Genomic DNA, 21,661 nt, shown 5'->3' with positions numbered 1-21,661 from the left:
GTGTCGCCTGGCGAGTGGTCCCCCCGGAGCATCCGGCCTTGAACTCGATCACCCGGCGTGTTCGCCTGAGCGACCGGGAAGGGGCATTCGGACTGATCGAATCCAGTTACGGAACGCCCACGGGAGTATGCATCCTGGGGGACAACATCGCGTCGATGAGTGGCTGGGCGGGACTGAGCGTGGACCGCCAGTACGAGGCGGTCACACGTGGTGCAGGAGTGTTTCCCTGCGGCGGTATGTACTACCTCGAGATCGAGGGACCAGATGCCTGCAATGTGCTGAACTGCCTGACACCTCGTGAAATTGGCTCCCTTGCCGTCGGCCAGGCGACGTTCTGCATCGTGACAACCACCAGCGGCTGCGTCGAGACAGAGGCACTGGTCCTCCGCACAGGTCGCGAGTCATATATCGCCTCGATCGGCGGCGACACGCGGGATCCGACCTGGCTGGCAGATGCTACGAGGCTGTATCCCGACGCCAGGCTGAGCGAGGCCGATGTCAGTTCCTTCAATATCAAAGGCCCAATGCATCTTGCGGCGGCGCTCACGCTGGTCGCTGACGCTGACAAATCTACGGTCGGCGCTCTCCGGACCTTCCGTGCTGCTCCGGTCCGGATGGACGGTGAGACAGTTTGGGTTCTGAAGACCGAGATCGGCCTGGAGATGTGGGCTCCGACCAGGATCATCAAGTCGCTGTGGCAGCGGATGCTTCGCCGGCCAGATCTGTTTGTTCCCTGCGGTTGGGATCTGCTTGCCACGTATCGTCTGGAATGTTCGAGTATCCGATTCAATCTCTGCCCGGTCGACATCAACCACGGAACTTTTCTGCATGACGTCGACCTCGGGCATGTTGTGACTCGGCGGAAGCCGCCGAGCTATGTCGGTGCCGAGGCATTGCGCAATTACCGGTCTCAGGACCGGCGGCAATGGCAGGCGGGTCTGACCGAGGTCGAGCCGCGTGGTCCCGTCCCGGAGGTGGGTGCGCGCGTCTATTCCGACTTGTCCAGTGATCCGGGCTACGTGACCACTGCGGCCTATTCACCTGTGTTCGGTAAGCGGATCGCGTTCGCGCTGCTCCCCATCGAGATGCGAGCCGGCGCAACCGTCGAACTCGCCGACGGCTCGCGATGGGTTGTCTCCGGCCTCCCGTTCGACGCTGAAAAGGTTCTCACTTCACAAGGGCATTCTGCCGCCTTCTGAAACCGTGTCTTCAAGGGGAGTCGAGATGCATTTCGTGCTGATGCTGACCGAGCAGGACCGGACGATACCGGACGCTGTGGATGTCTATCGTGAGGTGTCGGACCTCGATGGCCTCGGATATGTGGCGTTCAAGGACTCCGGTCTCGGCGTTCCGGCCCTTCGGGAACTTGTCAGGTCCATTCACGCTGACCGGAGACAGGCCATCCTTGAGGTTACGGCCGAGCACTTGGACGACGAGCGACGGATGTTCGATCTCGGCGTCGATCTCGGAGTCGATCAGATCGTCGGCGGATCCGAGCTGCTGGCCAGCGAGGTGGGCGATGACGCGCCAGTGGCCTACTGGCCGTTTGTCGGCGAGATGAGGGGGATCCCGCTCCGCCTCGCGAGTGGTCCGGCGGAGCTGGTCGACAGTGTCCGGCGGCTCAGTGCTGTGCCTGCTGTAGCCGGATTGATGGCGATGCCGTATCGCCAGGAACGTCATCGGCCGGAGGATCTTCTCAGATCGATCACCTCCGCCTCTGATCTGCCTGTCCTTGTCGCGGGTGGAATCTCACAACCCGGGCATGTTCGGTCTCTGGAACAGCATGGTGCGTGGGGTTTCACCGTAGGTGGTGCGGTCTTGGCCGGCCGGATAGCGGGCCAGGGTCACGTCAGATCCAAGGTAGAAGCGATGCTGCGGATGGCTAGTTCGCCTGCGGGCGTTGACCAGTGAGGATTCCGACCATGCAATTCGTTTGCCCGCGGTGCAGCGCGACGGTTCCGCTTGAAGAGCTGACGACACTCGGAGAAGAGCTTTGTGGCCACTGCGGCGGCGCTCTCGAATTCTCTCCAGGAAGGGTGAACCGGTGGGCCGACGCGACGGTTGAGCTGCCCGGCGTTGCCCGTTACGCCAGGCTGCTCCCGGTCACGCAGCCCGAACGGTTGGCGTCGTCAGAGGAGGCGCTGGTACCCCTCGAGAGCAGGGCCCTCGCAGAGCGACTCGGAGTAGCGCGCCTGTTCCTCATCCCGCAGACGAAGAATGCTACGGGGACTTTCAAGGACAACGAGGGCGTTATCGTCGCTGCTCGGTGCCATGACATCGGAGTATCGAGCGTTTGCATGCACAGCTCGGGAAATACTGCGCGTGCATATATTCACGCCATGGGCAGGGCAGGAATCGCCTGCGCAACTTTCGTGCCGACGGCGTCTGCCTACAAAGTGGCACGACAGGACGGGAAGTACCGCGCTTCGCTGACGGCCGTTGACGGGGGAATGCAGCAGGCTGCTGATGCGTCGGCACGGTTCGCGGGCGAGACCGGCGCTCTTCGACTGACGCCGAGCCACTGGAAGATCGAAGGAAAAGTACCGCTAGGGCTCATGGTCGCGGAGCGTTTGAACTTCATTGACACGCTCGCGATCACGATCGCGAGCGGGTACGGGCCACTCGGCATCGAGCGCGGCCTCCGGCGGGCGGAGGCGTCCGGTCTGCCGACACTGTCGGACCGGTCGTACCTCATGTTTCAGGTTTCGGACGCCGCAGCCACCGCGCGGGCGGTACTCGATGGAGCAGAGCAGGTGGACCTGAGCCGGAACGTACACCCAGATGAAGCATTCGAGCCGACGCTGCAGTCGACCAACCCGACCCGGACCTTTGAGCAGGTTAAGGGCCTCCTGCAAGTCGGGAACTCAAGCCTGAATATCGTCACACCGGACGAGATCGAGGCGTGTGCTCTGCTGCTGCTGACCGAGTGCCGGAACCTTGGAGTGCCGCTTGACTACGAACTTGAAAAGTCCGCGTTCGTCGCCTGGGCCGGTCTGTGCTCGCTGGCCGATCGAGATGCTTTGGATCCCAACCGGCAGGTTGCGTTGGTGATCAGCGGTTCCGCTCCCTGGGAGTAGCCACGGTCTGGTTGGGTCTAGCCGGCAGCGCGTTCGACGACCCGGAGCGCGCCGGCGGGACCAGATTGTGCCAGCAGCTTCGTACTGGCAGCAGCCGCCGACAGGTTGAAGGCGGCGTCGTCGACGATGGTGGACAGGAGATCGACCAGGCGCGCCGGCCTCAAGTCGCGAGTTTCGGCAAAAACACCGCAGCCGAGATCGGCGATTCGTGCAGCGTTGTATCTGCGCTCGTAGTTGTCTCCAGGACAGACGATGGATGGGACAGCGTGGTACACGCTGGCGAGAGCCGTCCCCTGACCGCCGTGGAACAGGATGGCCTCGGCCCGCGGTAGGAGGGTATTGAGGGGCAGATAGTCGAAGACTCGGCTTCGCGTCGCCAATGACCCGGCAGCGCCGCGGGCGTTCGTCACGCACCACAGCGTCATGCCGAGTCGCTCGACCGTCCGGGCAACAGAATCGATGAGCCTCGGTGAGCTCCAGCCGACAGTGCTCAGATAGGCCAGGACAAGACCGCGAGGTACGTCAGCATCGGCGATCGGCTGTTCACGCTGTGGCGAATCCAGGTAGCCGACGTAGTCGAGTCCCTGAACATTCCTCAGCTCGGGTTCGAACTCGGGGAAGCTGGTTGCGATCTTTCGGTCGGCGGTCCAGTAGAGCAGCTCGGGGAAGCGCGTGATCTGCGGGCCGCCGTAGCGAGAAGTCAGGCGAAGAGCCAGATCGTCCAGCGGACGCGACTCCGGGCCGACCGGCCACCGTGGGTCGGTCGCCGCAGAGGCCAGGCAGACCAGTGGCGTACCCGTCCGGTAGGCGCTGATCGTCGCCGACGGGCGCATATCGGCCACGATGACGTCGGGCTGATACCGGTCGATGACTTCGGACTCGGCCCGTATCAAATAGTGATAATAGCCCTCGTGGTCGAGCCCGAGCGCATGAAAGACATCGTAGATGTCCGCGATCGGCCTCCTGGATTCCGCGGGATCAGCGCCGGCAAAGCTTGCGACCGGAAACCCGTCGGCAATCAGCCGGGAGGACGGTGCGCAGGCATGGAAGAGCACGTCATGGCCCTGCTGGCGCGCCTTGTATGCGATTGCGTACATATAGACCGTGCATCCCCAGGTGCCGGATGTGGATGGGTACGGCATGAAGAGAATCTTCACGATCTGAAGCCTTCCGGTGGGCTAACTGGTTGCGCTGGCATAGTGGCGCAAGGAATAGCGCCAGAATCTGATCGCAAGCGTGCCCGCGGCGATGGCGCAAAGTATGCCGATAGGCCCCCAGAATAGATGCAGCTTGCCAGTCAGTACACCGGTTGGAACCGTCGCTATGAATGCGACAGGAATGATGTATGTGAAAAGGAATCGGAGCGGGTTCTGTAGGAGGGAGGTCGGATACCGGCCGATCTGCCAGGCGGCGTCGTACGTCTCGTCGAGGCTAAAGCCCAGGGACCAGAACGCCGCGGCGGCCAAGATGCTCCGGGTCGCCCACATGACGACCGCTGCCGCCGCGACCAGGGCCAGCCAGAGCAGGATCTGGACAGGAGTCGGCGGTGTTGCGAGTCGCATCACTGATGGGATGAGCAGTGACACTCCGGCGGCCGATTGCATCAGCGCCAGTGGCGACGCGCTGGCCAGTGTCGCGAGGAAAATAGATGGCGCGGGCTGGGTCAGAATCGAATCGAACGTACCGTCGCGTACTTGCGTTCCGTTGTATCGAACATTCGGCTCGACCAATGCCTGTCGCAGTCCGGAGATTATCTGGTAGGTCGAAAGCAGAACGACCGCTTCCGTCGAATCGTAGCCGCCCAGGTTATTTGTGCGACTGAAGACGGCAAAGATGGCTGCGAGCGAGGATGCGAGACCAAGTAGGGTGCCGGCCAGTTCGACGAAGAAGTCAGCTTTGAACGCCAGTTGCCGACGAACCGACAGCGATAACAGCAGGACGTACAGTCGCGCGATCCGGACCGTTGGTTTCATGCTCCCACCGCTGTGTATCTGCGTAGCCCTCGATGCCAAACCGCGACGGCACACGTGATGCTGATGACGAGCCATGCTGCCTGCACCGCGTAGTTGCCGAGGATGCGGTCACTGTCGACGGTGCCCGCGGCCAGCTCGCTCGGGAACCCCAGCATTGACCAGAAGGGGAGAAGTTGCCCTATTCCCGAGATGCGATCACTCAAAACGAACATTGGCACGACAGTTCCGCCCAGGAGAAAGACGAGCGTGTTGGCAACGTTGACCAGGGATCGGGCCTGCTCGGTCCAGAACGCCAGTGATGCGATCATCGTGGTGAAGGCGAAGCGGATAGCGCCGGCGACGATCAGCGCAGGTACGGCGGCAGCAACCTCGGTGCGATCGAGTTCGATGCCCGCCGAGAGGCCGACGACGGCCATGATCGGAAGACCCATGATTGCGTGCCAGAACCTCAGGCTGATGCTGGATCCGATCATTTCGATCACGACTGGCTGCGGCAGGAGCAGGTGATGAGTGATGTGACCTCGGTAGATCATGGTTGCCAATGTGTGGTCCTCATAGCTGACGGTCAGTAGCTGGGTGATGAGGAGGGTGAAGAAGTACCGGCGGATGACTGGATCACCTTGGTAGACCGACGACCAGACCAGCAATCCGATAAGTGGTCCGACCGCCTGGTTGATGACCATGGTCGCCATGAACGATCGCCAGGTCCATTGCTCAAGTGCCTTACGGTGGGCAGAGGCCAGCACCAGGGAGAAACTATTCATCGCCTGTCGCCCCGCGATAGTACCGGTCGAGAACCAACTCGAGCGGCGGATCGGAAATAGTCAGATCCGATATCCGGACCTCCCCCAGAATCCTAGCTGTGACGGCGGCTATCTCTCTGCGCGGAACTCGCAGCTGGACCGTTCGCTCATTCACGGTTGCCTGGTAGGCAGAGAGTTTGTCCATAGCGCCCGGGGTGATGGCGTCGCTGAGGTGCAGCGTTAACTGTTTCCAAGGCGTCAATTTGGATACGAGTCCGTGGAAGGCGCCGTCGAAACGAATTCTGCCGTTGTCAATGAGAACGATCCTCGGGCAGAGTGCTTCGACCTCCGCCATATGATGGCTGGTCAGCACGACGGTCGCGCGCGCAAGTGTGGCGTAGGTTCCTATGAATCGCCGAAACGCCATGGCAACGGTCGCATCGAGGCCGATAGTCGGTTCGTCCAGGAAAAGCACAGACGGCTTGTGGAGCAGTGATATCGCCAACCCTGCTCGCATTCGCTCGCCTAAGCTCAGCGCTCGTATCTGCCGATCGATGATTACGTTGAGATCTAGTATCTCGATCAGTTCGATGGCGTGCTTCTTGTAATCGGCCGAATCCAGGCCGTAGAGGCGACTCCGGTACTGAAGGTTGTCGGCTACTGTCAACTCGGGCGGACCGCCGATCGGCTGGCTCCCGCGCAGGAGCGCGATTTGCTTGAGAAAAGGATACTCACGTTTCTGCGGCAGGTAGCCGGCCACTGAGATGTGGCCGGCAGACGGATAGAGTACGCCGGCGAGGAGCTTCATCGTCGTGGTCTTCCCGGCGCCGTTCGGGCCAATCAGGCCGATCACCTCGCCATGATCGACCTGGAAATCCAGGGCGTCGACCGCATGGACGGTCCGATACTCCCGGCGGAAGACAGAACGAACGGCAGCCCCAATGCCTGGTTGCCGTATCGGAGCTTTGAAAGTTCGACTCAACTGACGCACTGAAATGGCATGCTGCGCACCATTTGTTGTCTGGTAGTCCATAAACAACGATAGTAGTTGGGCGCGCCGACATTGCAGCTGGCGAGTGACCCGGCGGAGGTGTACACCTTGGACTCGTACGACGTAGCAGTAGTGGGCCTGGGGGTCATCGGGAGTGCGTGTCTCCTCGAGCTGGCCCGGCGGGGCTGGCGGGTCATAGGCATCGAACAGTCAGCTGCTTCGAGAGTCGTCGGATCGTCCGCCGGTGACGTTCGCATGCTTGAGAGCCCAACCCCTGTCAGCGCCGCTCGGGCCGCGGCGGAGAAGGTCAGCCGAGTTCTCTGGGGGCGACTCGAGCGAGAAGCTGGGAAGTCATTGATCCAACAGACAGGGTCGGTGACGTTGTCGTCTGGCGGGCGGCGCTGCCCAGCAGACGCAGCTTCCTCCTCTGGTGCTGAAGAACTCGCTCGGTTGATCCCATGGGCACGGATCGAGGAGGGAATGGAGATAGTCCATGATCCGCACGCAAGTCTCGTGCGCGCAGAGCCCGCCGTTCACGCGATGCGACGGCTGGGATCAAGGCGCGGCGCCAAGCTTTGTTTCGACAGCACTGCGTCTCTCCGCAGGTCACCGGGCGTTGGCGGACAGTACGCACTCGAGGTCGGGGGCTCCAGACTTTCGGCGGGTACGGTCCTTCTGTGTCTGGGGCCATGGATGGCCGCGGCCGCGGGAGATGAGCTTCGAGACGGGTTGAGGATCGAACGAGTCGCTACTCACTCGCTATCTACAGCCTCAGTGACATCCATGCCTGGCGACAGCCCTTACGTCTGTTGGCTGGGTGCCGGATACGAATTCGCCGTGATCCCTGTGGCGGAGGGCGCTCGAAGCCGATTCGGCCGATTCGGACTAGGGCCGGCGGAGTCGGTCAGCATGGCCATGCGGCCGATTGCGCCGGCCGAGCTCGACGTCGATCTGGCGCTGTTGAGTCGGTGGGCGCCCGATCTGGCCGGCATTCGGCAAGAGATAAAGACAGTGACATCGGCGTACACCCATACGCTGAACGGGGAGTTCAGACTCCGCCGTCTTGCGAGTCGCGTGCACGCACTGACGGCGTGTTCCGGCCGCGGTTTCAAGTTTGCTCCGTTGCTGGCACAGGAGGTTGCAGACATCCTGGAGGACTGCCCGGATGCGCCCAGGTTGGTCGAGACGCAGTAGGCGACGCAGCTGAACCTCGAGGGGCAGCTCATCGCCCCCAACGGGTTCGGTCCAGATACGAAAGGAAGACGCCGTGCGACAGTTCAGCCCGATCGAGACGAGGGCGTATCCAAGGTTTGTCGGCCGTGTAGTGACGGATGTAGGTCGTCATGTCCGAAGTCACCCTGCCGGCTGTCAGTCGCCGGTGTTGTTGCAGTACGTCGAAGGTGGTGCGGTTCCAACGTTGGTCCAACCGCTGCCACTCACGTTCGCAGATCGCGTTCAGCCCACCCTGATCGAGACAGGCGTGCGACCTTGAGTACTCTAGGGCGCGTGGGCCGATCTCGAGGTCGAACCAACGTTCCCGGTCGATGAGAAGGACACCAGAGTTGAAACGCTCGGTCCGGCCGGGGGCTCCGAGCCTCGCCGTCGAAGAGACATATGCAGTGTAGAGCGAATCGTAGACGGCGCCGATCGTCTTGCCGTCTAAGGGCAATCGAAGCAGCCGGGTGACGTCGGACAACACCACGGTGTCGCTGTCGAGATAGAGAAACCTCGGCGTCCCGATAATCCGGTCGGGGACCAGCAGCCGGCCGAAGACGGCGCGGCTGAATTTTGCCGGGATGCCACTGCCGAAATGCGGGAACTCGGTCGGCCCGACGTCGATAAACTCGATATCGCCAGGCCGAGGAACAGAGGCAAGAACCGTGTTCCTTGAGGAGATCGAGATGCCGTCGGATACGACGATGATGGGAAGACTTGCTGGAGTATTCTCCTGCAGTGAGCGGATCGAAACGGTCAGAGGAAGTGCGTAGCGGTCGTCGCAGGCATACACCACCGTTCCCTCATGCATCTAGTTGCCACGCTTCGACTCGGCTAGCAGGCGCCAGGAATCCTCGTCGTCGAGGCGCTGCCGAAATCTCCTGCTGGCATCGGCAAAAATTGCCATGCCGACGCGGTTGGACCTTTCCTCCCAGGGTTTGACCATCGTGAAGTGCCGCAGCTGCATATCGGAGATCGCCGACACGGAGACGTCGCGCCATCGTCCGAGCGGATGATACATATGTGTCATCACATTCCACTTTCGCGGGAGATCGGCCCAGGCCTCCCCTATCGTGACGTTCAGGGCACGCTGATCGCTGAGGCCGGACCGCTGACACAACTGAAGAGCGCGGTATCCGATATCGGATTCTCTCCAGCGTGAAAGGTTGAGCACCAGAACCCCCGAGTTGAAATAGCGAGGTAGTCCGCTGTCGGCCAGACGCGGTCGGCGCCGGTCATCTGGAATACGTTCCTGCTGTGACCACGATGCAAAGTCGTCTTGCACCGCAAACGCTGTGGATGCGCCGAGCTCGAGAGTAGCGAGCTGCGTCAGGTCACCCAGCGCGACTGTGTCGGCATCGAGGTAAACAATTGCCTGGCCGTCAGGAATCGGCAGATCGCCGATCGACAGCCGCCCGAATGCGGCGGTGGGTAGGCGCCCGTTTCCGGTTACCAGATACTGGTCGGGGATCTGCGCAATATCGATTCTGGTGTCGGGAAAGAGTGATGCGAGCAGACCAATTCGCGGACTCGTGATGTCGGGAGTGAGGACAGTGAACCGGACCGGCGCGGTCGCGTTCGCCATGACGGAGGCGAGCGAGACTGCCATCGGGTATACGTACGAATCATCGATCGAATAGACGACATGCATAGCAGGTCCCTTTCCGCTGCGGTCCGTGCTGTGTCGCGGCGAGTACATAATGCAGTGAATGCATGTCGCGGAGCAAGAGAGCTCAGGCGTTGGCGCGGTACGCCTAGGCCAACCGTACGGATCTTGTTACGTTGATTGCGGAGACCCGAATCGATCGTCAGGAGGCGGGAGTGAGATTCCGATTGGAAGCCATCCATCGGCGGCGACAACGACTCGAAGAGCACATTCGATTCCGTCGCGAATTCCGAGCCTTCGCGTCGAAGGACAGCCGGTTCGATGTCCGATGGTCAGATCGGCGAATGATATATCAACGCGAGCGGACCACCAATGGTTTCGATGCCGAGTACCTCTACCACCTGGCCTGGGCGGCACGCGTGCTGGCGGCGAGCCGACCGGCGAAGCATGTCGACATCGCTTCGTGGGTGTACTTCCCCGCGCTGCTCGGGGCATTCATCCCGGTGGAGTTCTACGAATTCCAGCCCTCGCTACTGAGGCTTTCCGGGCTGAAGGCCGGACGGGCGGACCTGACGAGCCTTCCGTTCGACAACGACTCGATCGCGTCGCTGAGCTGCATGCATACGGTGGAACACGTTGGACTGGGGAGATACGGCGACGCCATCGATCCCGAGGGCGACTTGCAAGCCATGCGGGAGTTGGCCCGGGTCCTGGCCCCAGGCGGGCAGCTCCTGTTCGTGGTGCCAACCGGACCGGGCAAGGTCACTTTCAATGCGCATCGCAGCTACACCTATGCGCAGGTCTTGAACGCTTTTGAGAGTCTCGAGCTACGCGAATTTCATTATATTCCATCCAATGTCAGACTCCGGGGAACAATTCCGGACGCTCAGGAGTCGGATGTGCTCGCCGATCAGCGCGGAGGGTGTGGGTGTTACCTGTTCACAAAGAGCGACTCGGGAGGTGGTGCGTCGTGACTTCGATTGATGCGCGCAGTCTTGCGATTAACGGCGGAGCGGCGGCGGCAAAGGATCTCGAAGGAACTCCGCTGCCGAAGATCGGAATCGACGAATTCCTCGAGGTTGCGGACACCTGGGGGTTCAGCGCGAACCTGGTTCGGCAGATCCGGGAGCTGGTGAAATTCGAAGATCAAACGAATCCGAGATTCACGCGGTACTTCAACAGGCGGCCATCGAAGGTCGCCAAACTCGAAGCGCAGCTAAGCACCTCCTTCGATATGCCTTATGTGCTGGCGGTAAATTCCGGGACTTCCGCAGTCTATGCTGCCTACATTGCTGTGGGTGTAGGGCCGGGAGACGAAATCATTGTCCCTGCGTACACATTTCCGGCGACCGCGTCCGCTGCTTTGATGGTCGGTGCCATGCCGGTGATCGCAGAGGTGGATGAGTCCCTGACGCTCGACCCGGGTGATGTCGCTGCGAAGATCACCTCGAAGACCCGCGCTGTTGTTGCAGTTCATATCGGCGGTGCGTGTGCCGACATGAAATCCATGGTGGAGCTGGCCGATCGCCATGGTGTCGCGCTGATCGAGGATGTGGCGCAGGCCTGCGGAGCGACGTACCGAGGTCAGAGGCTGGGTACCTTCGGAGCTGTCGGGAGCTTTTCTCTCAATGGGTTCAAGCATGTCGGCGGAGGTGAAGGTGGCTTTCTTCTGACCCACGATGAGCGTTACTACCGGCGTGCGTTGAACATCCATGATGTGGGTGCCGCGTGGAGATTGGACAGTTTTCGCGATGTCGAGGACGTGGACAACTTTTTCGGCTTCAATCTGAGAATGTCGGAGCTGGAGGGCGCGGTTGATCTGGTTCAAGTCCTCAAGATGGATGAGAGGATCGGAAGATATCGGTTGGCGAAACAGCGTGTTGTTGAGCAACTCGGGTCGTTCGAAGGAATTGTTCCGCAGGTCCGCCACGATCGCGATGGCGAGCTGGCGGATAACCTCGTGTTCTTCACCCCGAACGCCGCGACCGCCGCGAAGATCGCTGACGCGCTTGTGGCCGAGGGCGTACCAGCCGGCGCTCGGAGTAGCAAAGACTGGCATTCCTATGCGAGTTGGGATCAGCTACTTCGGAGAAGAACACCGTTCCGGACAGGGTTTCCCTGGACGCACCCCAAGGGTGCGAGCGCGCGACCCGAGTACGCCAAAGACATGTGTCCGCGCACCCTTGAGTTGCTGGATCGTGCGGTCCACGTCTCGATCGGACCGCACTGGACAGCAGCCGATTGTGTTCGGATCGCGGAGGCGATCAACAAAGTATTGGACGCCTTCTGCGGTCTGGGCTCAGGTTGTAGCGCGAATCTGTAACCCGGTAGAGTGACCAGATGGACAACGAACTAATTTCGAGGATTGTGGAAAGCTTCAGCGTGCAGCTGCGAAATGACGGACCGAAGCATGGGCTCTCGGGTGCCGGTGTATATTTTGCGACCGCCGATAACGACATGAGCTGCGTTCTCAAAGTTTCGTCGGATGTTGGCAGCGACGGCGAATGGACGGCCGCTCGACGGGAGCTGGAGTTCTATCGGAGTTTGTCGGCGCATACGCAGGTCCGCACGCCGGAACTTCTCGCGGTATATGAAGATGATCAAGCAATCGGGTTGCTGCTATCGGCCGAAGGGTTGGTGAGAGCTGCGCCGTCGTGGTCACGTCAGAACTGGCTGGACCTGGTTGTCGATCTGGCCCGGATCCACAACTCAGATCTTCTCGACGATGGGCGGTGGACTGACTCGAAGTCGCAGTTCGATGCACTGTTGAATCCGGACCTTGCGATGGTGGAAGATTTTTGGCGCGAGCAGTTGGGTGGTCTGCTCGACGTGATCTTCGACAGTCGGACAGCCTTGCAGGCGGCCATTCTCGCCGGCGGTGAGACGTTCGTACACGGTGACTGTCATACGGAAAACATCCTGGTCAATGGCGATGGTGAGTTGGTCTGGATTGATTGGCAGTCGGCTCGGATTGGAAGTGCTTCGCGGGACTTGGCATTTCTCGATGCCCGGGCAACGCCGAGCGGCGCTGGTGTGCCGGCGGATGTGCTCGTCAAATATTGCGAAAGCAGAGGCCTGGATTCGGTTGTGATGCGGCGGTCCGTGGTGGCTGCCGAGCTGGCCGTCTTTATTTTCGAGTGGCCGCCGTACGCGTCTTACGACACGCCGGTCGGAACGCAGCGGGTGCGCCGCCGGGCCAGAGATTTGGCGGCGGAGTGGTGTGAGATTGCTGGTCTGGACTGGGTGTGAGGTGTCATGAGGGTATTGGTGACCGGAGCGAGCAAAGGAATAGGGCTTGAGTTTGTTCGTCAATATGCCTCTGCTGGGCACCACGTAATTGCGACCTGCCGTGCCCCTTGTGAAGCCGCGGAGCTCCGGTCCGTTGCCAACGAGTTCCCACGGGTGGACTTGGCCCAGCTGGATGTCACGGCGGACGAAGATATCTCAGAGATTGCCAAGCGACTGCGTGGGGATCGGCTCGATCTGCTGGTGAATAACGCGGGTCAGTATGGCTACCTTTCGACGAGTTTGGCCGACCTAGACCGGGACGAGTGGCTACGGATGTTCGATGTGAACTGCATCGGCCCGGCCCGGCTCACCGGGGCGCTACTTCCGGCCCTTCGATTGAGCAGTCGCGCACAGGTCGTCGGAATCAGCAGCGTGAAGGCCAGCATCGAGCGCAACGCCATGGGTGCATTTTATGCGTACCGCTCGTCCAAATCGGGTCTGAACGCCGTTCTGCGCAGCCTGGCTATTGATCTCCAAGAGGATCGGATCAGCGTTTTTGCGTTGAGTCCGGGCTGGGTCGATCGCGGCAGCAAGCCGATGACCGGCATTGATCTCAGAGAGCGGTTGGCGAGAGCCAAGCGATGGCGGGCGGAGTTCGGCGATTTTTCGGCGCGGCAGGGACTGACGGATGCCGTGGGCGGAATGATCGTGTTGCTTGAGCGGCTAACCTTTGCTGATTCCGGCGGCTTCTTTGATCACCTGGGACATCCTCTGCCTTGGTGACGCCCTGTACGGGTGGCGTGCTGAAATCCTTGCTGTTCACCTCCTGTTTACCGTACCTTCAGCAGAGTTGCTCATGGGTCGGGACTCGTCGAACAGCAGAGTTGCCGAATCGGTGTGTGCGACCCAATTCATTTACAGGAGGCGTCTGCCGTGTCGGTTGACTCGAATTCGAATTCTTTGTCGAGGCGGCGGTTTGTCGCCGGGGTGGCTGCATCGGGTGCGGCTGTGAGTGTTTTGGGTTCGGTAGAGGCTCTGTACACGGCAGAGCCCGCGCTGGGGACTTCCGGACCAAAGGCCGGCTACGGGCCGTTGGTGGCCGATCCGGCCGGAATGCTTGATCTGCCGCGCGGGTTCCGCTACCAGGTTCTGTCTCGCGAAGGTCTGACTCGCGCGGACGGGGGTCTGATCCCGAGTCGCTTCGACGGCATGGGTGTCTTTCCTGACCGGGATGGGGCCTCGCGGTTGGTACGTAATCACGAGTGCTTGCCGGACGCGCCGGTTCCGGTCAGAGGCCCTGCTGAATGGACCTACGATCCGGCCGCGGGCGGCGGCAATAGCACGCTGCTCGTCGACAAGCGCAACCACGTCACCACGGAGTTCATCTCGCTCGGCGGTACCGCGATCAACTGCTCGGGAGGCAGGACGCCATGGCGTACCTGGTTGACCTGCGAGGAGACCGAGGACAAGGCGGGTGAGAAGGGGTATACCAAAGACCATGGGTTCATCTTCGAAGTCGACCCTTACGACGGCCGTCGCAACCGGGATCCGGTGCCGCTCAAGGCGATGGGCAGATTCCAGCACGAGGCGGTCGCAGTCGACCCTGCCACTGGCGTCGTCTATGAGACTGAGGATGCCTTCCTGCCACCGCTCGGGGGGTTCTATCGATTCCTTCCGAACCGGCCGCGTGGCGGCTGGGGGAGTCTGCGGGCCGGTGGCGAGCTCCAGGCGATGCGCATTCCGGATCTGCCGGACTTGTCGGTCGTGCAGGATGCGGGCACTGTCTTCGATCACGTCGAGTGGGTGAGCGTGCCGGATCCGCTGGCGACAAGTGAGTCCGTCCGGACACAGGACTTCTCCGTGCCGATCACCGGTGGCTACAAGCTGGAGGGTTGCTGGTGGGGCGCGGTCGATCGGTGTGTGTACTTCGTGTCCTCGTTCGCACTCACTGAGCTCGGTCCGAAGGTGGCACACAACGGACAGGTGTGGAAGTTCGACCCCCGCCGCAAGACGCTACGGCTCGAGATGATATTCACCCGCAAGAACCCGCCGGACCCGGACCCAGAGTTCGATTCACCGGACAACATCACCATGTCGCCTTACGGTGGCCTGATGATGTGCGAGGACGGCGTCGGTGAGCAGCACATCTTGGGAACCACTGAGGACGGTGACGTGTTCAAGTTTGCCAAGAACCGGGTCGACATCGGCACGCCGGAGAGCCCCGAGTACGGCGAGTTCACTGGCGCCGGCTTCTCCGCTGACGGCCAGACGATGTTCTTCAATCTCTGGATGCCTGGCGTTACCTACGCGGTGACGGGCCCCTGGCGCCGTCGCCGGTAAGAGGTACGAGGTCAGCGCGGGCGTTTGGCGAGCGTCCCGCGCTGCTACCCGCAGGGGAGCGGCATGGTTGGTCTCACCCGAAGATCCCTTAGCGCGGGTAAGTGGTGGTTGCTACTTAATCGCTTCGAGGTTGAGGCTCATCAGCCTTCCGTCCTTCTTATTCATGTGCGGCAGATGCGCCTGAGTGTAATCATCCAAAGACGAGTGTTCGGTGTCGTGCCAGTCCCAGCGCTGAACGCGCGAGAATCCTGCGTGCTCGAACGCACCAGTCAGTATCACCTCGTCGAATACCATCTTGTGGTAATCGTAATCGTCGCGCTGGCCGCCGACGCAGAGCCCGATGAGATCTCGTAAACCGTTCTCGAGGTGGCCGGATGCGTATTCCTCTGCGATTGACCTGAAATCTGGAACACCAACTCGCAGGAGTCCGCCTGGTCTCAGGACGCGATACCACTCTTTCAATACTCTTAAGTACTCGTGTCGACCGAAGTGTTCAAGAACATGACTTGCGTAGATGACCTCGATCGAGCAGTCGGTGAAAAGTGAGAGGTCCTCGACCGGTCGCACGTGATGAACGTGTGGCAGCGGCTGTGCGTCGATGTGGATGTATCCTGGGATGTACTTCTTCCCGCATCCGAGATGAAGCTTCACGGCAACCTCTTTGCGATGAGTCGGAAGCTGCGGAGTCTGGCTCTTGTCATATATCGGCCAGGCCTCGATGTGGACTGGATGGATAGCCAAAGTGCCTACGGCCAGCTGGCGATCCATTTGTCTCTGATTTCTCAATTGGTGAAGGTAATAGTACTGACCGTACTGTGGATGCCGTCAAGGAATCCGCAAGGGGAAGCGGTAGGTGTGTGCACTCAGAACGGCGCTACCAATTCTTGTCGTCTACGTGCCACGATCAAGATCAGCGTGATGTGCCGGGCTGCTGGCCGCCGCGCTCACGAGCGCGTGTGAATCGGCGAGTGCTCCAGCTCCGAGCAACTGCTCGACGAAGGGCAGTGGCTGACAAAACTGCTGACGACCGAGGTTGGTGGACAGCCGGCGTTCCGGATCGGTGCTATCGGCAATCACCTGCCTTCGCAGGCACCGGTCGCCCGCACGCCGCTGCGATCCCTGGCTGACCTGATCTATGCCGATCAAGGTGAAGCCTGGAGCATTCACCTCGAACGCGGCCGATCCCTAGGAACGACTGTTCGGCGAGATGGGTGGACCGGAGTCAAGTGAGCACAACCATCCGCCCCGCGGGACTCTGGTCTGCAGAGTTCCGCGGGTACAGCGCGGGAATGCTCCTGACGATCATCGTCGCGGCATTCGAGACATACGCAGTAGTAACGATCGCTCCGCTCGTTGCAGCTGACCTCGATGCCCTGCGCTGGTACACGTGGATCTTCAGCGCGGCACTGCTTCCCCAGGTTGCCTGCACGGTCTTCTTCGCCCGGATGGTCGATCGTCGCGGACTGGCCCAGGCCCACGTGGCCGGCCTCGTTCTCACGACTGCCGGTCTCGCGATCGCGGCGTGGGCTCCGACGATGGCTCTGTTGATTGCCGGCCGCGCGATTCAGGGAATTGGGCTTGGCGCGATCGTCAACACTGCCTACGCCTCGATCACTCTCGTGCTGCCGGACGCGCTACATGCTCGTGCCTTCTCGCTGCTTGCCGGCGCCTACGTAGTGCCGGCCATCGTCGGCCCCCTCATCACTGGCGTCCTCGCGGATGCGTTCGGTTGGAGATCCGTCTTCCTGGCGCTCATCCTCGCGGTATGTGTCATTCCGCTCCTCACGATCAAGCCTCTGCGGGCAGTTCGAAAGCCTGAGGTGGGCGCCGCCTTGGGCGCGTCGCTCTGGCACACGTCCGGTCTCTCGGTGGGCCTCGCGACCGCGACGTGGGGCCTCAGTAACCTGGGGAAGCCCTACGGGATTGCTCTGGCCGTCGTTGGTGCGGCTTTGGTTCTGGCTATGGTCACCAAGACTCTCCCCGGAGTCATTCGGTTCAGGTCGGGTAAGCCCGCCGCCTTGCTGGCCCGTGGGCTGACGATGGCTGTGTTCGTCGGCATGGAAGCAATCCTCACCTACGCTTTGACCTCCAGGCATCACCTCTCTGTTACGGCGGTCGGCTTTGCCATCTCGACTAGTGCGGTGACCTGGACCGCGGCCTCTTGGCTCTCGAGCAGATGGGACGACCGCTCGGGCGGTGCGAATCGCGGCCGCCGGGTATTGGTCGGTGCCACCATCGTCTTGGTCGCCGAGAGTGCGATCCTCCTTATCCCTGTCGTGGAGTCAGCGACAACCGCCTTCCTGATCGCCATCTGCGGCCACGCGATCGCGGGCTTCGGAATCGGCATGGTCGAGCCGACTACCGGCGTGATCATCATGTCGACAGCCTCCAGCGGATCCGCCGGCGCGACAGCCTTCGAGATGCAGTTGGTCGACCTGATCGCGCCCGCGCTCACCGTCGCGCTCGTGGGCGCAGCGATCGCCACGGTCGGATCTGGGAGAGAAGGTGCCGCGGTCGAGATCGCCGTGTCACTGCAGTTACTGGTCGCGCTGATCTCGGCGATCGGTGCCAGCCGGATCAGGCAGCCCGCCGCGTCCTGACTCCCATCGTCACCCACAGACGTCAACGGCAAAGGAACTTGACATGGAACCTCTGCTATCCAGAAGAGAAGCTCAATACATCGCTGCAATCCAAGGTTTCGCCTATATGCGCGGCTGGTGCCTTGCCGACGACAGCGATCTCGAGGCGCTGCAGGCTCAGGGCCGCGAGCTCAATCACCGAATCGAACAGGGAGACTTCGTAGAGACAGACTATGTGGAGAAGAGCGCTCAGGACGGCTATGACAGGTGGGCGAGTAGCTACGACTCTGACAACGCAACAAACGTCCTGGTTCGGCTCGAGCAGGAGGCATTGGATCGGGTCCTGAGCGCTGGTGAGGGGAAGAAGGCCCTCGACGCGGCCTGCGGCACAGGACGGCAGGCGTCGCGGTTGACCAAGCTCGGATATGAGATTACCGGGGTCGACGCAACGTCGGCGATGCTCGATGTCGCGCGCCAGAACAGCCCAGAAAGCCGATTCCTCAAAGGGGATCTACGCGACCTCCCAGTACAGGACGGCGAGTTCGACCTGGTCATCTCGACGTTGGCCGTCTCGCATGTCCGCGAACTCGACCTCGTGATGTCAGAGTTCGCCCGTGCAGCCAAGGCGGGTGGGCGTGTCGTGATTGTCGACGTCCATCCAGTGCAGATCATGTTGGGCTCCCATGTGACGGTGCGGGAGAAGGACCGGATGGGCGCTGTCCGCAACTTCCTGCATTGGCCCGCACTCTACCTCGCATCTGCTCGCCAGGCAGGGCTGGAAGTCGATCACTTCAGTGAGCCTTTGTTCGAGAGTTCCGATGTGGATCAGTTGCCAGCAGCAACGCTCATGCCAGACGCCAACCGCGCGGCATTCACGGGCACACCGGGCCTGCAAGTCTGGGCCTTCCGCAAGCTAGGGGCGGCCGGGCAGAGATGACCTTAGGACTGATCGCCACGAGCAGCATGGGTCTCGATTCGCTCGATATCGAGCGCGAGACGCTCTACGTTCCGACGCGGTGGGGCGATGTTCTGACGCAACGGATGCGAGTAGATGGGGACGATATCTACCTCGTACGCAGGGGCAGCATCCGCCACCCACTCGAACCTGGTCTCATCAACACGCGAGCAATCTGTGCGATGTTTGCTCAGCTCGATGTGCGCACCGTTCTCTCGACGTGTGTTGTTGGATCACTTCGCAGGGACCTGCAGGAAGGCACGATCGTCAGCCTGCAGCAGTTCATCGACTTCACCAGCCACCGGCCCCGAACGATCTTTGCCGATGACGGTTTCCGGTTCACCGACATGTCGGAACCATACTGTCCCCAGGTGCAAGCGAGCCTGCAAAAGGCCGCCATAGAGATCGACGTGGACCTAGAGACAGCGATCTGTTACGTCGGAGTGGATGGACCTCGCTACGAAACTGCTGCTGAGGTTCGAATATACTCGCTGCTCGGCGGCGACGTGGTCGGGCATACGGGGGTAGCGGAGGCTATCTATCTGCGTGAGCTGGGAATCTGCCACGGTGCTCTGGGCCTGGTCGCGAACCTGGCGGCGGGTTTGAACGCAGACTCCATCGACAATGAGGTCATCGGTGCCTTTCGGCAGGAGCACGGCGAACACCTTGAGCAGGTCGCCCTGAAGGCGATTGGTCTGCTCACCGATATCGGCGGAGATGAGTGTCAGTGCGCCGGTGCTCCAGGCGCGCTGCAGTCACCACCCTGGATCGATGCCCGGTGATGTCGGCGGGCCGCAAGGTAAGAGGCAGGAGCGCGAGAAGATGCAAGGTTTGAGCGATGTTCTGACCTACCCGCTGGGGACGATGGGCCGGTTGGGAAACCAGCTGTTCCAGCTCACATCCACTGTATGGCTCGGAAATCAGCATGGTCTCCGGCCGAGGTTCGGAAGTCGCCGATTGGCGGCCTACTTCGATCTCGACGAGGCACTGTTCACTTCGCCGCTGATGCTTTCGGATGCCACCGATTCCAGGACACTGGTGTCGGCAGATGTCGAACCCGAGATCGCCGAGTACTTGCAGTCAGCCGAGTTCTGGGGACGCGACAGGGACTTCGCTCGCGACCTGCTTCGACCGAAACCCAGCCTGGCCTCCGAGGCGCACGCCGTACTGGAAGGCGCTGGTGTCGAACCTGGACAGTTCTGCAGTATCCACGTTCGTCGCGGAGACTACTTGGACTACCCGGGAAAGTTCCCGGTCGCGGGTAGCGACTACGTCCGAGACGCTCTCGAAGCCCTGCAGGTCGACAACGAGATCCTGATCTTCTCTGACGATCCCCACTGGTGTTCTACCGAGCTCGCCCCCCTCCTCCCTGATGCACGGGTTGCCTCCGCTGGCCTGCCAGCCACCGACCTGATAGCGATGAGCCTTGCCGCGCAGCTGGTCATTGCCAATTCGAGCTTCTCCTGGTGGGCCGCGTATCTGGCCGGGCACGACAGGGTCGCCTGTCCGGCAACGTGGTTCGGGCCTGAGGTCAGTGTGCCCGGAGACCATCTTCAGTTGGCCGGCTGGCATCGTGTGTGACAGCCACCTGACGTACGACCTGGAGCGACCATGAGCCTGCCTGACTGTTTCGAGCTGTATCCAGCCTGGATCGAGAAGGCCGAAGCCACGGACCTGCTGGCGCTGCTGACAGAGCAGCTTCCTTGGGAGGTGCAGACAATCACGATGTTCGGCCGACAGGTTCCGGTGCCGCGTATGACGGCCTGGTTCGGCGACGAGGCCTACGTCTACTCGGGAGTGGTGAATGTACCGAGCCCAATGCCGCAACCGCTGAGATTGCTCAACCAGCAACTCGAGTCCCAATGCCAGGCGGAGTTCAACTCCTGCCTCGCGAACCTGTATCGCACTGGCGATGAGTACGTCGGGTGGCACGCGGACAACGAGCCGACTCTCGGAGCGCGCCCGACGATTGCATCGATCAGCCTCGGCGCCTCCCGGGACTTCCTGATCCGTCATGAGAAGACTGGTGCCAAGTACGGCGTCAAGCTGAGCCATGGTGATCTCTTGGTCATGCGCGCCGAATCGCAGTCTGAGTACAAGCACAGTCTTCCGAAGAGGAAAACAGTCGCGGAGCCGCGCCTGAACCTGACCTTCCGCCACTTCAGGTCAGGAGGAACGAAATGCTGACCAGCCTGAGCGACTCACGGGACTATCGAGCGGCTCTGTCTCACGCAGCGACGGCGGACGGGCTCAAAGCCTTCAAGCGTGATCCCGAGATCCTGCGCATCATGGAGCATCTGCCGGATGAAATGGCCGGCCCGATGCTTGCGAGAGCGGCGGCGATATGGCCCGAGGTGCTGAGGCGCCTGCCGGACGCCGCCGTCAACGACGAGATAGGTGGCGCCCGCGTCATCGATGTCGAGGGGTTCGGTCGCTACTCAGCCAGCACTTGCAGGTATGTGAAGGTCGCCGCCGAGATCAAAGCGATGTACGGCGGTGACCTCAGCCAGATCGACATCGTCGAGATCGGCGGTGGGTACGGAGGTCAAGCTCTAGTCATCGATCGCCTTTTCTCGCCCAGGAGCTACACGATCGTCGACCTTCCGGAGGCGCTGGAGCTCCAGCATCGATACCTGCAGGCATCAGACTTTCGGTCGAGCCTCCGACTGATCAGCAACGGAGCAATCCCGGCGTCCTGGCCGTCATCGCTCTTCATCAGCAACTACGCATTGACCGAGGTTCGCCGACCTATCGGTATCCGGTACCTGGAGGCGTTCGCCCTGTCCGCAAGCGCCGGCTACGTGATTGGGAACCGCCTGAGCAGCAAGAACCTCACCAAGAAAGACATACTCGCGCGTCTCCCCGAGGCGCGCGTTCAACCAGAGATTCCGCTGACCTTTCGCCACAACTACTTGCTGACCTGGGGTCTCGCGAGGACGGCTTAGCGGCGTGGT

At 61.3% G+C, this 21,661-nt stretch carries 22 protein-coding genes; 15 read left to right on the top strand and 7 right to left on the bottom strand.

Translation table 11 applies throughout. The features are described from left to right. The first annotated feature begins 38 nt into the window (after positions 1 to 38). The 3 genes from ACIA49_RS33815 to ACIA49_RS33805 are packed head-to-tail and all read left to right on the top strand — an operon-like array spanning position 39 to position 3,077. The gene (locus ACIA49_RS33815; protein ID WP_396382068.1) at positions 39 to 1,199 is read left to right on the top strand and encodes a glycine cleavage T C-terminal barrel domain-containing protein; all 1,161 of its coding nucleotides are present in this window, start codon (positions 39 to 41) and stop codon (positions 1,197 to 1,199) included. A 25-nt stretch (positions 1,200 to 1,224) separates the two neighbouring features. Next, positions 1,225 to 1,911, top strand: coding sequence for a hypothetical protein (locus tag ACIA49_RS33810; RefSeq protein WP_396382067.1), 687 nt, complete (start codon positions 1,225 to 1,227; stop codon positions 1,909 to 1,911). Positions 1,912 to 1,922: 11 nt separating this feature from the next. After that, complete coding sequence (locus ACIA49_RS33805; RefSeq protein ID WP_396382064.1) at positions 1,923 to 3,077, top strand: pyridoxal-phosphate dependent enzyme; 1,155 nt, start codon at positions 1,923 to 1,925, stop codon at positions 3,075 to 3,077. A gap of 17 nt (positions 3,078 to 3,094) precedes the next feature. Here the strand turns inward: ACIA49_RS33805 and ACIA49_RS33800 are convergent, their stop codons facing one another. Genes ACIA49_RS33800 through ACIA49_RS33785 form a run of 4 tightly spaced genes read right to left on the bottom strand, consistent with a single transcriptional unit; the run spans position 3,095 to position 6,826 of the window. Continuing rightward, positions 3,095 to 4,234, bottom strand: coding sequence for a glycosyltransferase (locus ACIA49_RS33800; RefSeq protein ID WP_396382062.1), 1,140 nt, complete (start codon positions 4,232 to 4,234; stop codon positions 3,095 to 3,097). A gap of 21 nt (positions 4,235 to 4,255) precedes the next feature. Beyond that, complete coding sequence (locus tag ACIA49_RS33795) at positions 4,256 to 5,050, bottom strand: ABC transporter permease (protein WP_396382059.1); 795 nt, start codon at positions 5,048 to 5,050, stop codon at positions 4,256 to 4,258. Further along, positions 5,047 to 5,796, bottom strand: coding sequence for an ABC-2 family transporter protein (locus tag ACIA49_RS33790; protein ID WP_396382056.1), 750 nt, complete (start codon positions 5,794 to 5,796; stop codon positions 5,047 to 5,049). Before ACIA49_RS33790 ends, ACIA49_RS33795 begins: the two co-directional genes overlap by 4 nt. Before the next feature lie 10 nt (positions 5,797 to 5,806). Next, positions 5,807 to 6,826, bottom strand: coding sequence for an ATP-binding cassette domain-containing protein (locus tag ACIA49_RS33785; RefSeq protein WP_396382055.1), 1,020 nt, complete (start codon positions 6,824 to 6,826; stop codon positions 5,807 to 5,809). Positions 6,827 to 6,883: 57 nt separating this feature from the next. On the opposite strand from ACIA49_RS33785, the gene ACIA49_RS33780 reads away from it, so the two are divergent. Beyond that, positions 6,884 to 7,978 carry an FAD-dependent oxidoreductase gene (locus ACIA49_RS33780; protein ID WP_396382372.1) on the top strand — a complete coding sequence of 365 codons (1,095 nt, stop codon included), beginning with the start codon at positions 6,884 to 6,886 and terminating at the stop codon, positions 7,976 to 7,978. A 28-nt stretch (positions 7,979 to 8,006) separates the two neighbouring features. Here the strand turns inward: ACIA49_RS33780 and ACIA49_RS33775 are convergent, their stop codons facing one another. Further along, positions 8,007 to 8,810 carry a glycosyltransferase family 8 protein gene (locus tag ACIA49_RS33775; protein WP_396382054.1) on the bottom strand — a complete coding sequence of 268 codons (804 nt, stop codon included), beginning with the start codon at positions 8,808 to 8,810 and terminating at the stop codon, positions 8,007 to 8,009. Beyond that, on the bottom strand, positions 8,811 to 9,650 hold the full coding sequence (locus ACIA49_RS33770) for a glycosyltransferase family 8 protein (protein WP_396382052.1): 840 nt from the start codon (positions 9,648 to 9,650) through the stop codon (positions 8,811 to 8,813). It abuts the gene before it with no gap. 170 nt (positions 9,651 to 9,820) lie between these two features. On the opposite strand from ACIA49_RS33770, the gene ACIA49_RS33765 reads away from it, so the two are divergent. The 5 genes from ACIA49_RS33765 to ACIA49_RS33745 all read left to right on the top strand — a co-directional run bounded on the left by ACIA49_RS33765 (position 9,821) and on the right by ACIA49_RS33745 (position 15,173). Continuing rightward, positions 9,821 to 10,579: a DUF268 domain-containing protein gene (locus ACIA49_RS33765; RefSeq protein WP_396382050.1), complete on the top strand. Its 759-nt coding sequence runs from the start codon at positions 9,821 to 9,823 to the stop codon at positions 10,577 to 10,579. Next, positions 10,576 to 11,928: a DegT/DnrJ/EryC1/StrS family aminotransferase gene (locus ACIA49_RS33760; protein WP_396382049.1), complete on the top strand. Its 1,353-nt coding sequence runs from the start codon at positions 10,576 to 10,578 to the stop codon at positions 11,926 to 11,928. The genes ACIA49_RS33765 and ACIA49_RS33760 overlap by 4 nt, the downstream gene beginning before the upstream one ends. 17 nt (positions 11,929 to 11,945) lie before the next feature. Then, positions 11,946 to 12,854, top strand: a complete 909-nt coding sequence (locus tag ACIA49_RS33755) for an aminoglycoside phosphotransferase family protein (RefSeq protein ID WP_396382048.1) — start codon at positions 11,946 to 11,948, stop codon at positions 12,852 to 12,854. A 6-nt stretch (positions 12,855 to 12,860) separates the two neighbouring features. Continuing rightward, entirely contained in the window at positions 12,861 to 13,616 is a 756-nt protein-coding gene (locus ACIA49_RS33750; RefSeq protein WP_396382046.1) for an SDR family oxidoreductase, read from the top strand. Positions 13,617 to 13,730: 114 nt separating this feature from the next. Next, complete coding sequence (locus tag ACIA49_RS33745) at positions 13,731 to 15,173, top strand: alkaline phosphatase PhoX (protein ID WP_396382044.1); 1,443 nt, start codon at positions 13,731 to 13,733, stop codon at positions 15,171 to 15,173. Positions 15,174 to 15,284: 111 nt separating this feature from the next. Here the strand turns inward: ACIA49_RS33745 and ACIA49_RS33740 are convergent, their stop codons facing one another. Then, positions 15,285 to 15,941, bottom strand: a complete 657-nt coding sequence (locus ACIA49_RS33740) for a class I SAM-dependent methyltransferase (RefSeq protein ID WP_396382041.1) — start codon at positions 15,939 to 15,941, stop codon at positions 15,285 to 15,287. Between the two features lie 521 nt (positions 15,942 to 16,462). Between ACIA49_RS33740 and ACIA49_RS33735 the strand changes: the two genes are divergently transcribed. From ACIA49_RS33735 to ACIA49_RS33710, 6 genes are read left to right on the top strand one after another with little or no spacing between them, the layout of a single operon-like run. Next, positions 16,463 to 17,773, top strand: coding sequence for an MFS transporter (locus ACIA49_RS33735; protein ID WP_396382040.1), 1,311 nt, complete (start codon positions 16,463 to 16,465; stop codon positions 17,771 to 17,773). Positions 17,774 to 17,816: 43 nt separating this feature from the next. Next, positions 17,817 to 18,689 carry a class I SAM-dependent methyltransferase gene (locus tag ACIA49_RS33730; RefSeq protein ID WP_396382038.1) on the top strand — a complete coding sequence of 291 codons (873 nt, stop codon included), beginning with the start codon at positions 17,817 to 17,819 and terminating at the stop codon, positions 18,687 to 18,689. After that, positions 18,686 to 19,489 (top strand): MTAP family purine nucleoside phosphorylase, encoded by an 804-nt coding sequence (locus ACIA49_RS33725; protein ID WP_396382036.1) that lies wholly within the window; start codon positions 18,686 to 18,688, stop codon positions 19,487 to 19,489. Before ACIA49_RS33730 ends, ACIA49_RS33725 begins: the two co-directional genes overlap by 4 nt. Beyond that, positions 19,479 to 20,288 carry an alpha-1,2-fucosyltransferase gene (locus ACIA49_RS33720; RefSeq protein WP_396382034.1) on the top strand — a complete coding sequence of 270 codons (810 nt, stop codon included), beginning with the start codon at positions 19,479 to 19,481 and terminating at the stop codon, positions 20,286 to 20,288. Before ACIA49_RS33725 ends, ACIA49_RS33720 begins: the two co-directional genes overlap by 11 nt. A gap of 30 nt (positions 20,289 to 20,318) precedes the next feature. Then, positions 20,319 to 20,894 carry an alpha-ketoglutarate-dependent dioxygenase AlkB family protein gene (locus tag ACIA49_RS33715; protein ID WP_396382033.1) on the top strand — a complete coding sequence of 192 codons (576 nt, stop codon included), beginning with the start codon at positions 20,319 to 20,321 and terminating at the stop codon, positions 20,892 to 20,894. Continuing rightward, on the top strand, positions 20,888 to 21,652 hold the full coding sequence (locus ACIA49_RS33710; protein ID WP_396382031.1) for a putative sugar O-methyltransferase: 765 nt from the start codon (positions 20,888 to 20,890) through the stop codon (positions 21,650 to 21,652). The genes ACIA49_RS33715 and ACIA49_RS33710 overlap by 7 nt, the downstream gene beginning before the upstream one ends. Positions 21,653 to 21,661 lie beyond the last annotated feature (9 nt).

It is taken from the genome of Kribbella sp. NPDC051587, assembly GCF_044453945.1.
In the GTDB taxonomy this organism is placed as follows: Bacteria; Actinomycetota; Actinomycetes; order Propionibacteriales; family Kribbellaceae; genus Kribbella.
The sequence above is the reverse complement of the archived record's forward strand: the minus strand, read 5'-3'. Positions and strand labels throughout refer to the sequence as shown.

What these genes read in the sequence shown, in the direction of transcription:
- ACIA49_RS33710 (WP_396382031.1), top strand. Translation starts at nt 20,888, where the DNA reads ATGCTGACCAGCCTGAGCGACTCACGGGACTATCGAGCGGCTCTGTCT.
- ACIA49_RS33715 (WP_396382033.1), top strand. Translation starts at nt 20,319, where the DNA reads ATGAGCCTGCCTGACTGTTTCGAGCTGTATCCAGCCTGGATCGAGAAG.
- ACIA49_RS33740 (WP_396382041.1), bottom strand. Translation starts at nt 15,941, where the DNA reads ATGGATCGCCAGCTGGCCGTAGGCACTTTGGCTATCCATCCAGTCCAC.
- ACIA49_RS33775 (WP_396382054.1), bottom strand. Translation starts at nt 8,810, where the DNA reads ATGCATGAGGGAACGGTGGTGTATGCCTGCGACGACCGCTACGCACTT.
- ACIA49_RS33805 (WP_396382064.1), top strand. Translation starts at nt 1,923, where the DNA reads ATGCAATTCGTTTGCCCGCGGTGCAGCGCGACGGTTCCGCTTGAAGAG.
- ACIA49_RS33770 (WP_396382052.1), bottom strand. Translation starts at nt 9,650, where the DNA reads ATGCATGTCGTCTATTCGATCGATGATTCGTACGTATACCCGATGGCA.
- ACIA49_RS33730 (WP_396382038.1), top strand. Translation starts at nt 17,817, where the DNA reads ATGGAACCTCTGCTATCCAGAAGAGAAGCTCAATACATCGCTGCAATC.
- ACIA49_RS33735 (WP_396382040.1), top strand. Translation starts at nt 16,463, where the DNA reads ATGCTCCTGACGATCATCGTCGCGGCATTCGAGACATACGCAGTAGTA.
- ACIA49_RS33725 (WP_396382036.1), top strand. Translation starts at nt 18,686, where the DNA reads ATGACCTTAGGACTGATCGCCACGAGCAGCATGGGTCTCGATTCGCTC.
- ACIA49_RS33795 (WP_396382059.1), bottom strand. Translation starts at nt 5,050, where the DNA reads ATGAAACCAACGGTCCGGATCGCGCGACTGTACGTCCTGCTGTTATCG.
- ACIA49_RS33750 (WP_396382046.1), top strand. Translation starts at nt 12,861, where the DNA reads ATGAGGGTATTGGTGACCGGAGCGAGCAAAGGAATAGGGCTTGAGTTT.
- ACIA49_RS33785 (WP_396382055.1), bottom strand. Translation starts at nt 6,826, where the DNA reads ATGGACTACCAGACAACAAATGGTGCGCAGCATGCCATTTCAGTGCGT.
- ACIA49_RS33720 (WP_396382034.1), top strand. Translation starts at nt 19,479, where the DNA reads ATGCCCGGTGATGTCGGCGGGCCGCAAGGTAAGAGGCAGGAGCGCGAG.
- ACIA49_RS33810 (WP_396382067.1), top strand. Translation starts at nt 1,225, where the DNA reads ATGCATTTCGTGCTGATGCTGACCGAGCAGGACCGGACGATACCGGAC.
- ACIA49_RS33755 (WP_396382048.1), top strand. Translation starts at nt 11,946, where the DNA reads ATGGACAACGAACTAATTTCGAGGATTGTGGAAAGCTTCAGCGTGCAG.